This is a genomic window from Deltaproteobacteria bacterium, assembly GCA_040223695.1.
Lineage (GTDB): Bacteria > Desulfobacterota_D > UBA1144 > Nemesobacterales > UBA2774 > JAVKFU01.
Map to the genome: position 1 here is coordinate 37,299 of JAVKFU010000009.1, position 12,157 is coordinate 49,455.

General features: G+C 47.5%; 12 protein-coding genes. 6 read left to right on the forward strand and 6 right to left on the reverse strand.

The genetic code is table 11. From position 1 onward, the window contains the following. Positions 1-61: 61 nt before the first annotated feature. From RIG61_01795 to RIG61_01805, 3 genes are all read right to left on the reverse strand, one after another. Positions 62-505, reverse strand: coding sequence for a poly(R)-hydroxyalkanoic acid synthase subunit PhaE (locus RIG61_01795; GenBank protein ID MEQ9617889.1), 444 nt, complete (start codon positions 503-505; stop codon positions 62-64). Continuing rightward, positions 502-870, reverse strand: coding sequence for a hypothetical protein (locus RIG61_01800; protein ID MEQ9617890.1), 369 nt, complete (start codon positions 868-870; stop codon positions 502-504). The genes RIG61_01795 and RIG61_01800 overlap by 4 nt, the downstream gene beginning before the upstream one ends. Before the next feature lie 113 nt (positions 871-983). Next, positions 984-1,421 (reverse strand): hypothetical protein, encoded by a 438-nt coding sequence (locus RIG61_01805; protein ID MEQ9617891.1) that lies wholly within the window; start codon positions 1,419-1,421, stop codon positions 984-986. A gap of 323 nt (positions 1,422-1,744) precedes the next feature. Between RIG61_01805 and RIG61_01810 the strand changes: the two genes are divergently transcribed. Beyond that, complete coding sequence (locus RIG61_01810) at positions 1,745-2,899, forward strand: penicillin-binding protein activator (protein ID MEQ9617892.1); 1,155 nt, start codon at positions 1,745-1,747, stop codon at positions 2,897-2,899. Between the two features lie 46 nt (positions 2,900-2,945). On the opposite strand, the gene ccsA is transcribed toward RIG61_01810, so the two are convergent. After that, complete coding sequence (ccsA, locus tag RIG61_01815) at positions 2,946-3,707, reverse strand: cytochrome c biogenesis protein CcsA (protein ID MEQ9617893.1); 762 nt, start codon at positions 3,705-3,707, stop codon at positions 2,946-2,948. 738 nt (positions 3,708-4,445) lie between these two features. Here ccsA and RIG61_01820 point away from each other — a divergent pair. Beyond that, positions 4,446-5,177, forward strand: coding sequence for an SDR family oxidoreductase (locus RIG61_01820; GenBank protein ID MEQ9617894.1), 732 nt, complete (start codon positions 4,446-4,448; stop codon positions 5,175-5,177). A gap of 161 nt (positions 5,178-5,338) precedes the next feature. Here the strand turns inward: RIG61_01820 and prfA are convergent, their stop codons facing one another. Beyond that, positions 5,339-6,397, reverse strand: coding sequence for a peptide chain release factor 1 (gene prfA / locus RIG61_01825; GenBank protein ID MEQ9617895.1), 1,059 nt, complete (start codon positions 6,395-6,397; stop codon positions 5,339-5,341). Between the two features lie 83 nt (positions 6,398-6,480). Between prfA and RIG61_01830 the strand changes: the two genes are divergently transcribed. Genes RIG61_01830 through rny form a run of 4 tightly spaced genes read left to right on the forward strand, consistent with a single transcriptional unit; the run spans position 6,481 to position 9,249 of the window. After that, the gene (locus RIG61_01830; GenBank protein ID MEQ9617896.1) at positions 6,481-6,690 is read left to right on the forward strand and encodes a hypothetical protein; all 210 of its coding nucleotides are present in this window, start codon (positions 6,481-6,483) and stop codon (positions 6,688-6,690) included. A 1-nt stretch (position 6,691) separates the two neighbouring features. After that, entirely contained in the window at positions 6,692-7,054 is a 363-nt protein-coding gene (locus RIG61_01835) for a cell division protein ZapA (GenBank protein ID MEQ9617897.1), read from the forward strand. Then, on the forward strand, positions 6,987-7,688 hold the full coding sequence (locus RIG61_01840; protein MEQ9617898.1) for a 5-formyltetrahydrofolate cyclo-ligase: 702 nt from the start codon (positions 6,987-6,989) through the stop codon (positions 7,686-7,688). Before RIG61_01835 ends, RIG61_01840 begins: the two co-directional genes overlap by 68 nt. A gap of 1 nt (position 7,689) precedes the next feature. Beyond that, on the forward strand, positions 7,690-9,249 hold the full coding sequence (gene rny, locus RIG61_01845) for a ribonuclease Y (protein ID MEQ9617899.1): 1,560 nt from the start codon (positions 7,690-7,692) through the stop codon (positions 9,247-9,249). A gap of 182 nt (positions 9,250-9,431) precedes the next feature. On the opposite strand, the gene ppdK is transcribed toward rny, so the two are convergent. Then, positions 9,432-12,155, reverse strand: coding sequence for a pyruvate, phosphate dikinase (ppdK, locus tag RIG61_01850; GenBank protein ID MEQ9617900.1), 2,724 nt, complete (start codon positions 12,153-12,155; stop codon positions 9,432-9,434). Between the last annotated feature and the right edge of the window lie 2 nt (positions 12,156-12,157).

A 12,157-nucleotide genomic window follows, 5' to 3' on the forward strand; every position in this document is an offset into this window, starting at 1 on the left:
CCTCCTCGTTTGCTCGCATCAAATCTTGCAGAAGTCAAAATTGATAGGATGTTGTCAGGATTTATTTTTTAGATCTGCGTGCGGGTTTGCTTAAATCGTCGACTTTGTCGACTAGGTCGTTTATTTTTTCTTCCAGTTTATTTATGGAAGTTAACATTCTGTCCATGTCGCTTTTTGTCGGAAAGCGCATGTTCTTTAAAGTTTTCTCAACGGCTTCGTCGAAATGCTTTTTGAACTCGGAGGATTTTTCGATCGCCTTGCCCACGTTAGCGGCAAAAAGAGGGCTGTTGACCCATTTCTCCACTACTTCGGAAGATGACTTTTCCCATGTTTCGTAAAACTTTTTATACAGTTCCGCGGGGTCATAATCCTGATCCTCGTCCTTTGAATTACTGTTTACAAGTGGATTCTTTTTCCACATATCCATCGCTTCGGACATGGTTTTCTCCCAGGCTTCATAAAACTTTTTATAATGTTCCGTATAGTCGAATGCTTCTTTGCTCATTGTTTTTTCTCCTTAACTTTTTTTCTTGTACCGGCTGTCCTCGGTTTAGGTGTACTCTTTCTGGGGCTCGATTGAATCTTCTCGATTTTCATTTCGAGTTCCGATACTTTTTCCTCCAGAGACTCTATGGTGTCGATCAACCTATCAATATCCACTTTCTGAGGAATGTATCTTTTCTCAAGCGACTGATCTATAAAATTGTGGATGTAGTTTTTAAATTCCGAAGACTTCTCGACCGCCCTTTCCATAAGAGGGCTGTTCATCCAGACATCCATCATTTTGTTCGTTGATTCTTCCCATGACTCGTAGAGCTTTTTGAAATATCCGAAATAAACTATTTCATCGTACTCTTTTTTATTGCTCAAACCGGATCTCCTGAAACCAGAAAACAGAATATTTATATAAATTTTAAGCTTATATTAATATTACATGCTTCTGCCCTTAAATTATAGGGCATCGTTCTTCCTTCCGTTTAGCGTCATTGACTAAGATGGCTAATGTATCTCTCGAAGGCTGAAAAGGCTCTTTCTGCGGACTTTTGGTTGAGATCCAGTACTTCCTTCGAATAGTTGTCGGATGCCTTTTTGATGATTCTCAGGTAATTGTTCTGGAATTCAATCACACGATCAAGCCCCTCTGCAAAACCGAAGCCCGAATACTCTTTTGGCAATTTCCCGAAGAAGCTCTTCATCCGAGTTGTGTATTCTCTCTGAATTTTACCCAGCTGTTCGAACTGGGCATCAACGAGCCTCTTATTTTCCTCAAGCACCGAGTGAGCCGTGTCAAGCCCGATAAGATAGTTCTCTCTTACAAAGCCGCTAAGGCCGTTAACCGTGTCATCGGTGTTTTTTACCTTTGCTTCTTTTCTTGCCGATGTTTTTCTCCTTTGTGGAGATGTTTTTCTTTTTTGAGCCATTTTTTCCTCCTTTTTGAATCTTTTAACATTAATATAATTATTCTGAGATTTTTGTCAAGCAAATTTGTTAGCAATTGCACAATTATAATATCTAATAGTATAAGTCGGTTGTAGCGTTATATGATTTTTTTCGATAGCATTAGCGTAACAGTTTTATCCGATGTAAAAACAGTACTTGCTTCGTATCAAACCGTGCATCAACTATTCCCCGCGCGTCTGTATATTGGAGGTTTCATAAGGCCGATACCGGGGGGGTTTTGTAATTCCGAATATTCTTTTAATATTAAGAGCGCTAATATTCTTAAGCAGGGAGGCTCCGATAATTGATACTTTTCCGGCTATTTTGCCTGTTATTGCTATTGACCGCTGTTTCAAAGAATGTTCGTCCCGAAGAGCTGTCTGCGGATGATGGTTCCGGGAAAAAGTACTCGGCGCATACCCGGACATTCGGCTGCCTGCTGCCTCTGAGCGGAAGGTACAGGCTTATAGGGGAGAAGGCTCTCAGGGGAATCCTAGCTGCCGCCGGGGCCGGAACCCCGGGGGTCGAGTATAAAGTCATCGTAAAGGATATAGGTGAGGGCAAGGGAAAATTAGACGAGGCGTTTGAGAGCCTCGGTAAAACGGAAAATTTATCGTTCATCGTAGGTCCGATACCGAGCAAGTTCATTTCTACGATCAGTTCCCGGGTGAACTCGGCAAAAATACCCGCCGTCGTATTTCCTATATCCGAGAGCGAATCGTCGGGCGGCCCTTACTTCATTAAATATTATTATCCGCTTGAGGATCAGGTCGAGGCCCTTTCGCGATACGCTGCGCGGGAGCTCGGTGTAAGAACATTCGGAGTTCTATATCCCCGGACGGCGCTTGGGGAAAGATTGAGCCGGTCATTTGCCGAGAGCGTCAGGGGAACGGGCGGGAAGCTCGTCTATCAAGGCTCGTATAATCCCGAATCGAGGGATGTATCCGGTGAGGTAAGCTGGATAGCTTCAGTAAGTCCCGACGCCATTTTTATACCAGACGGAGCGGCATCATCGGCGGAGGTAATTTTAAAGCTCAAGAGAAACCCGGATCTGAGGGATGTGCTCTTTATAGGGCCCAGCACCTGGAACAGCCCCGTTTTTTTTGATCTTGTCGGGAAGGAAATCGACGGATTCGTATTCAGGGCAATCTTTACGGATGCCCTCTTCTACGGCGATGACGAATGGAAGCAATTTTCCCGGCTTTTTGAAATGGAATTCGCTCACCAGCCTGATTTCCTGGAGTTTCAGCTTTATAAAGCGGTAAGATTGATCCTTTCCTTACAAGGTTCGGATGGCGGTCCCGGAAGAAAGACGTTAATCGATTCCCTTATGAGCTTGAAAAATAATCCGGCGTATGAAATACGAAGGGACAAGAGCGGCAGCGTTCAGGTCTCGCCCAGGTATCGCATCATGTCGGTCAGCGACGGCGAGCTGATAGATATCATGAAGGCAAGGTGAATAATCCCTGATTATGGCCCCCAGGGGATTTGTTGTGAATTTTTCTTCAGAATTCCCCCAGGAAATCGTGCTGCCCGGGGGCAACGTATCCGATCACAAACAGGGTAAAAAGGACTATTCCGAATCCGAGCACCGCCCCAAGGGCCGCTTTACGGCCCTTCCAGCCGGATGAGAGCCTTCCGTGGATCAGCACCGCATATAATAGCCATGTAACGAGCGACCAGGTTTCTTTCTGTCCCCACACCCAGCTGGCCCCCCATATCTCCTTTGCGAGCAGCAGTCCCAGCGCGAGCCCTATAGTCATAAACGGAAAACCGACCATTAAACAAATATGGTTAATTCTGTCGAGTGTGGTAAGAGAGGGGAATTTCTGAAGCATGCTTCCAAGTTGCTTCGATTTTATCTTCTTTTCCTGAAATATGTATAACAGGCCGGAAATGAAGGCTATCGCGAATAAGGCCTGTCCGAACAGTATCAATATTATATGCACTACAATCCATGGATTACTCAGTGAGGGCTCGTGCTCTATTATTCCCTGAGGCAGGATTACGTGCGGGAGGGTCATTATAAAGGCCAGAGGAGAGACGAACGCTCCCAGGAGGGGTTCGTTAAATTTGATTTGCGATCCGATGAACACGAGCGTGATGAACCAGGCAAAGAGATAGAGGGTGCTGTCCAGATCACCCGCAATCGGAATTCCTCTGAAATAAACTATTACCAGGCTTATTGACTGAACAACCGTGCCGAGAGTAATGGTATAGAACCCAAGTTTGGGACCGCTTTTATTGTTGGTCCAGATGTGGCTCATATAAAAGATCGTGGAGACTAAGTAACAAAGAGCGGTTATCCAGAATAAATCCATTTCTATATTTTATTTATGATGGGGGATAAATACAATAAAAGCTTCTAAACTTCTTCAGAACTGTTGCACGCCCAAAGATACTCCCAACGGGCGCACACATTCGAAATGACGGGGTGGTGGGTGAGCGGCACATAACATGTGCCCGTATTCGGGAGTAACGGAACTGAAGAGGATGATAGGTCAGGCTGGGGAGGCAGGAGGAAATCGTCCTTCGACTACACACTTCGTGTGCGCTCAGGATGAGCGGCGCACAGACTCTGTGCAGAGTTCTTGGAATCACAACGTCTCAATGCATGTTGTAACCGCGGGCCTTTTTCCGATAACCTCACCCGTCTTGCATGAGAACGGTCCCGACTTATTCTTCTTCATGGCAAGCCCCGCGGTTAATTCACTGGTTCTCCCGAATATCTTTTGTCCGGCAATTTAGTTAATATTAAACTGGTTAATGTGTTTAAATATCACCAAAGATCCTGATTACAGCCAGAAGAAAATATCCGGGAAATTATTTTTAACCCGCCTTTAGCTCAGTCCTTTCAATAACTTATACACTTCATAGGTTCTTCATGAGCGCTCTGGCATGTGATTTGCACTTCCAATATGGATGTATTGAAAAGCGTCAGGGTGACGATTGGCATATCTGATGACTGAAGCGAAACCCTGAGAAACGTAACGAGGAGGCAGTAAATGAATGAAAATATAGCCGGAAAGACGGTGGTAATCACCGGTGGCAGCAGCGGCATCGGGGAGGTAACAGCGCGCCATCTTGCCCGGGCTGGCGCCAACCTGATGCTGTCGGCAAGGAGCGAGGACAAGCTTAAAGCGCTCAAGGATGAATTGGGTGACCGTGTGCACTATCAGAAGGCCGACGTAACCAGGCGTGATGATGTGGAGAGGTTATTTAAGTCTGCGAAAGAGCGGTTCGGCGCCGTCGATGTCATCATTAATAACGCCGGTATTATGCCCTTGTCACCTCTGGCTGCCGCCAAAGTCGATGAATGGGACAAGATGATAGACACGAATATAAAAGGAGTGCTTTACGGCATAGCGTCCGCACTCCCTGATATGCTTGGGCGGGAGTCGGGTCATATCATTAATCTATCCTCGGTCGCGGGCCATGTAAGCTTTCCGTCGGGAGCCGTCTACTGTGCTACCAAATATGCTGTCAGAGCAATTTCAGAAGCGCTGAGGAAAGAAACGGCGGGCAAAATCAGAGTCACCATAATATCCCCCGGAGCGGTCGGCACGGCACTGACGGAAACAATAACTCATCAGGATACAAAGGAATTTGTCGAAGAGTTATATGAAGACGCCATCTCGCCCGATGCGATAGCCCGCGCTATATGCTACGCGATAGCCGAGCCCGATGACGTCGGGGTAAACGAAATACTGATTCGTCCCAAAGAGCAGGAGTTGTAATGCGCTTTGAATAAGTTAAAAGCTTAGCTTACCGAGTCTGAGGAATAACAGATAGGTAAAACGATAGAGAAAAATAGTCCAGCACGCCTGTTTTGTGGTATGTTGAGCTGTTAACTGGAATTATTGGATATTTCAATCCAATCTGTGCAAACCAGTTTTTCTCAGGAATACACGGCTTCCTTTAGAAGCTCGGTCTGATAAAAGGTTGTTAGCGAATCCACCAGTTCGTCTAGCTCTCCGTTAAGAATAGATTCAATCTTATAGAGTGTAAGCCCGATTCTATGGTCTGTTATTCGCCCGTCCCTGAAGTTATAGGTCCTTATCTTTTCACTCCTCTCGCCGCTCCCCACCAGACTCTTTCGGGTGCTGGCTATTTCACTCTGCCGTTTTTGTTCTTCAATCTCGTACAGCTTAACCCTCAGCATCCTCATCGCGTGGAGGCGGTTCTTGTGCTGAGACCTCTCATCCTGACACTGCACTACGATGCCGGTCGGCAGGTGAGTGATCCTGATAGCGGAGTCCGTTTTGTTTACATGCTGACCGCCGGGGCCCGAAGCACGGTAGGTGTCGATCTTCAAATCCTTTTCATCAACCTCTACCTCGACTTCATCCGGCTCCGGGAGCACCGCTACCGTAGCGGTCGAAGTATGAATTCTTCCCCCTGTCTCCGTGGTAGGGACCCTTTGAACCCTGTGCACTCCGCTTTCATACTTGAGCCTGCTGTAGACATTTTTGCCTTCGATCGAAACAATAATTTCCTTAATTCCGCCGATTCCGGTTTCGCTCATGCTTATTATTTCCACTTTCCAGTTCTTCGCCTCGGCATATTTCGAGTACATTCTATATAGATCCGCCGCGAAAAGAGCGGCTTCGTCCCCCCCGGTTCCCGCTCGTATCTCAAGGAAAACGTTTTTGGAATCGTTTGGGTCTTTCGGCAACAGCAAAAACCGTAGTTTATTTTCTATATTTTCGAGTTCCCCGCCAAGCTCCGCGTTTTCCTCGCGCGCGAGATCCCCCAGTTCCTTGTCTTTGAACAGGGACCTGTTTTCCTCGATCTTATCCAGGATTTTCTTGTATTCACGGTAAAGCTCCACAATCTCGTCAAGGTCCGAAAGCTCCTTTGAATACTTGTGGATTTCGGGCGGACTAATATCCGGATTATTCAAACTTTTTTCAATTTCTACGTATTTTTTCTCGACTTCTTCAAGTCGTTTTAGCATGCCCGCTTCAGCCATTTCTGATTAATATCTTCACACATCTTGCAAAAATTTCAAGATAAGATTAAACTTGTGTTGGTAAGACAATGGAAACAATGGATATTCTGGAAGGTAAGATAAAAGAGGCTTTGTCGAGGAAGACAAAGCTTGAGGTGGAACATAAAAACCTTATGGAGGAAGTAACAAAACTTCGAGAGAGCGTTAAGGGTCTCGAGAAGGAAAGGGATGATATTAAACAGAAGTTAGACAGAGTCATCGAGAAGGTAGAGATTTATCTAAGCAGGTCCGAGGCATAATATGAAACGTCTGAAAATTAAATTCTTTGATATCGATTATATGATTAAGACGGACGCTGAAGAAGATTATGTCCGGGAAATAGCTTCATATCTGGAGCAGAAGGTAAAAGAAATATCCCAGCAGGAAAGTTCTTTGGCCGTACCCCGATCATTTCTTTTGGCTATGCTGAAGATTACCGATGACTACTTCAAAGTATTGAAAGACTTCGAGGACTTTAAAGACGGTGCTGAAGAGAGATCAAAGAGATTGGTTGGAATATTGGACAACTCCCTTAAAGAAAAAGAAGCCGCTGGTTTTGACGAAGGAGTCATTAGAGAGGAACTCGGTAGAGAGGAATTGGAAGACTCTTATAAATACAGATGATCTGGACAAACCTGAAGCGTTTCTTTCCCTTTCAGAGGCAGGGGGTTTTAATCTTTCCGAACAAAAAGACTACGTACGCTCATATATCTATGAGAAGAGAACGTGCCTTTCAGATGACGAAATAGAAGAAAAAAGCCGTCGTATATCCGAGAACCTGACCGGCCTCGAGCTTTTTAAAAATTCTCGCAGTATTGCTTTATATTATCCCTTCCGGAAAGAAGTAACGACCCGGCAAATATTCTATAAATCTCTGGAATCGGGGAAAAAGGTTTATTTCCCCAGGGTGAACGGTACATCCCTCTCGTTTCACCGGGTGGACAGACTAGATCAACTGGAAGCCGGCAGGTTCGGGATTCCCGAACCCCGTCCCGGTTCATTTTCCATAGAGCCCGAGAAGCTGGACCTTGTAGTTGTGCCCGGTGTCGCGTTTGACTCCGGCGGGAGAAGGCTCGGATACGGCAAGGGGTATTACGACCGTTATCTCCCGAGGATTCCTTCCCGAAAGAGAATTGCACTTGCCTTCGGTATTCAGATAGTGGAATCTGTCCCGGCCGGTGAAGGAGACCAGGGGGTGGGTCTGGTGGTTACCGAGTTTGGTATAATTTTTTGCAGGAGCATAAAAGGAGGAAATTGACATGTCTTTATTGATAGCTGCCGTGGCGGCGCTGATAGCTTTCGTACTCGGCTATTCCGCCCATCACATATACAACAAAATAAAATTGAATAAAAGAATCGGCATCGTAAAGGACGAGGCTGAGATCATTATAGACGATGCGAGAAAAGAAGCGGAAAAAATTAAGATTCAGGGTGAGCTGAGGGCAAAAGACATTGTAGAGAAGAAAACCGCGGAAATCGAGCATGATTCGAGAGAAAGGCATAGAGAAATATCCAAGGTAGAAAAGAGGCTTCAGAAGCGCGAAGAGGCGCTGGATAAAAAATTTGAAGGCCTTGAGAAAAGAGAATCCGAAGTATCGAGAAAGGAACGGGATTTGACTCAAAAACAGCAATCGCTTTCGGAGAGGGAGAGCGAGCTTGATGCAGTTATTGAGGAAGCCAAGAAGAAGATCGAGGATATTGCGGGGATGACGCAGGAAGCCGCGAAAAACGAGCTTATAAATATTATTGAGGACGAGGCAAGACACGAGGCTGCCAAGAAGCTCAAGCAAATAGAGGACCAGCTTCATGAGGAAGCCGAAAGGAAGGCCAAGGATATAATAGCCCTTGCGATGCAGAAGTATGCGGGAGAGTACACGAGCGAGAAAACAATCTCTGTAGTGAATCTTCCGAACGATGACATGAAGGGAAGGATCATAGGCAGGGAAGGAAGGAATATCAGGTCCATTGAGGCGAGAACGGGCGTGGATATTATTATTGACGACACCCCCGAGACGGTTGTCGTCTCCTCGCTTAATCCTATAAGAAGGGAAGTCGCAAGGGTCTCTCTTGAAAAACTTATCGACGACGGAAGAATTCATCCGGCGAGGATTGAGGAGATTGTTTCCGATGTCGAGAAGGAAATAGAACGTCAGATACAAAAAGCCGGGGAGGAGGCGCTCTTCGATCTCGGCATTCCCACTATGCATCCGGAGCTTGTAAAGCTCGTGGGGAGGCTGAAATACAGGACCAGTTATTCGCAGAATATTCTCAATCACTCTATAGAGGTGGCCTTTATCTGCGGCATACTGGCCTCCGAGATAGGATACGACATCAAGCTCGCCAAGCGCGCGGGTCTTCTCCATGATATAGGTAAAGCGGTTGACCATGAGATAGAAGGCTCACATGTCGATATAGGCGAGGACCTGGTGAGGAAATATGGCGAATCCAAGGCTATTATCGAATCCGTGGCCCTTGCCCATGACCCGCAGCCGCAGTCTTTGCTGGCAATTTTAGTTCAGGCAGCGGATGCGATTTCCGCCGCCAGACCGGGCGCGAGAAGAGAGACATACGAAGCCTACGTCAAGAGGATTCAGGACATAGAGAATATCGCAAGCTCGTTTAGAGGAGTGGAGAAATGCTATGCCATTCAGGCGGGCAGGGAAGTAAGAGTGATAGTCGAAAGCTCGAAGGTCAACGACGAGGAAGGGGCGCTTCTCTCTCACGAAATCGCCCAGAAAATAGAGAGGGAGGTCGCGTATCCGGGCCAGGTCAAAATTACAGTGATCAGAGAGGTGAGATCCACCGCCTACGCGAGCTAGCGTGAGGGAGCGGGGGGATTTAAATTCAGCGTTAAAACATTGATCGGGATACAACTCTGAAAATCTTGACCGTGCCGCCGGATAAATAGGTTTCGGCGGCATTACCCTTATAAGTAATTCAGTTGTAAAACGGGTTACCCGACGGCGCTCCGGATGGAATTCGCCTGAAGATTGAGATATCACTACTTGCTATTGAGCGCCGCCTTGGCCGCTGCGAGTCTTGCTATGGGCACCCTGAAGGGGGAGCAGCTCACATAGTCCATCCCTATGGAATTTGAGAATTCGATAGACTGAGGGTCCCCTCCGTGCTCGCCGCAGATTCCCACCTTGAGGCCCGGACGGGTTGTCTTTCCCTTTTCCATCGCAATTTTAATCAGCTCGCCTACACCCTTGTCCAGGGTCAGGAACGGGTCCTTTTCGAGTATCATTACATTTTTCCCGTCGATCGTCACTTGATTATTCATGTACGTCTTGATGATTTTCCCCGAATCGTCCCTGGAGAGGCCGAACATCATCTGGGTCAGGTCGTTCGTCCCGAAGGAGAAGAACTCCGCCTCCGTTGCTATTTCGTCAGCCGTGACAGCGGCTCGCGGGACCTCTATCATGGTCCCGATTTTATATTTTACTTTTTTCTTGTATTTACCGACTACCTCTTCGGCTACTTCCTGAATTACATCTTTCTGGGCCTTCATTTCCGTAACCATCGCCACGAGCGGCACCTTTATCTCGGGAACGGCCTTGCCCCCTTCCTCGACCACTTCGCAGGCCGCCTCCATAATGGCTCTCACCTGCATTCTGGTTATCTCCGGGATTAATATGCCGAGTCTGCAGCCCCTCAGTCCGAGCATGGGATTGAACTCGTGAAGCTCGTCCACCTTTTCAAGAAGGAGTTTCTTTCTCTTAAGAATCTTCGGGGATTGTTTTTTCAGCTCGAGCTCTTTTATCTCGAGCATGAGCTCTTCGAGCTTCGGGAGGAATTCGTGTAACGGAGGGTCCAGAAGTCTTATTGTCACGGGGTGCCCCGCCATATTGCGGAAAAGCTCTTTAAAGTCCCTTTTCTGCATGGGCAGGAGCTTTGACAAAAATTTGTCCCTTTCCTTTTCATTTTGAGAAAGGATCATTTTCTGCATTATCATTATTCTGTCCTTTGCGAAAAACATATGTTCCGTCCGGCAGAGCCCTATGCCTTCGGCCCCGAAACTAAAAGCGATTCTCGCGTCCTCCGGGGTATCCGCGTTAGTTCTTACCCCGATAGTTCTTATTTTATCCGCCCATTTCAGCACGCTTGAGAATATTTTGTAATTCGTCGATTTCTCCGGTTTTATCTTTCCCTCTACGGCCTGTATTATTTCAGATGGAATTACGGGGATGTCGCCCTTGTAAACCTTGCCCTCGAAACCGTCGAGCGATATGAAATCGCCTTCTTTGACCAGGGCGTCTCCGGCGTAAAAGCACTTTTTCCCTTCGTCGATACTTATCTCCTCGGCCCCCACAATGCAAACTTTGCCCATCTGTCTTCCGACTACGGCCGCGTGGCTTGTTCTCCCCCCCCTCGCCGTGAGCACGCCTCTTGCCGCCGCCATGCCCTTAATGTCGTCGGCGCTCGTCTCCTTCCGTACAAGAATAGTTCTACGGCCTTCGCCGCTAAACCTGACCGCCGTATCGGCGTCGAGCGCCACTGCGCCTGAAACAGCGCCGGGCGAGGCCGCAAGCCCGCTCGCTATCTCGATGTGATTCTCCTTTTCCTCCGGATTGAAGATGGGAAACAGAAATTGCTCCAGATGTTCCGGTTCAATCCTGGACAGAGCCTCCTCCTTGGTTATAAGTCTTTCCCTGACCATATCGTACGCGATTCTGAGCGCCGCGATACCGGTTCTCTTGCCGTTACGGGTCTGGAGGAAGTAGAGCTTCCCCTTCTCGATCGTAAACTCAAAATCCTGCATGTCCTTGAAATGTTTCTCGAGTATTGTCGCTATCTTTGCAAGCTCCTTATAAACCGCGGGCAGCTCGGCTGCGAGGGCATCTATATGTTTCGGGGTCCTTATTCCCGCCACCAGGTCTTCGCCCTGCGCGTTCATCAGGCACTCTGCATAAAGGCTCTTTTCCCCGCTAGCCGGGTCTCTTGTGAAACCGACCCCGGTTCCCGAATCCTCGCTCATATTGCCGAAAACCATAGCCTGTACGTTCGTCGCCGTTCCTAGGTCGTCCGGTATTCCGTACTGCTTTCTGTAGAATATCGCCCTCGGATTATTCCACGAGAGAAATACTGCGCGTATGGCCATATACAATTGCTCGCGCGGGTCCTGGGGGAAGTCGTTTCCCGATTTCTTCTTTACAATTTGTTTGGATTTCCCGATTGCATCTTTCAGGGCGGCAACCGTGAGTTCGGAGTCCTCTTTCACGCCTGATTTTTTCTTCACGTCCGCGAATATGCTCTCGAACTCCTCTTTATCTATTCCGAGTACCACGTCCGAGAACATCTGTATCAGTCTTCTGTAAGCGTCCCACGCGAATAACGGATTATCCGTTCTCCGGGATAATTTTTCCGCCGTCCGGTCGTTCAGTCCCAGGTTGAGGATGGTATCCATCATTCCGGGCATGGAAAACTTTGCGCCTGAGCGGACGGATACAAGAAGGGGGTTATCCAGGTCGCCCAGTTTTTTGCCCATTATTTTTTCAAGCTTGGATAGATTGAGCTCAATCTCCTTTTTGATATCCTCGGGTATGTGTTTATTATGCTTATAGAATTCGGCGCACGCCTCAGTGCTTATCGTAAATCCCGGCGGCACGGGAATACCTATTCTAGTCATTTCGGCAAGTCCCGCTCCCTTGCCTCCGAGCAGGTCTTTCATGCCTCCCTCTCCCTCTGCCTTTCCATTGCCGAATAGATATACGAATTTCTTCATGG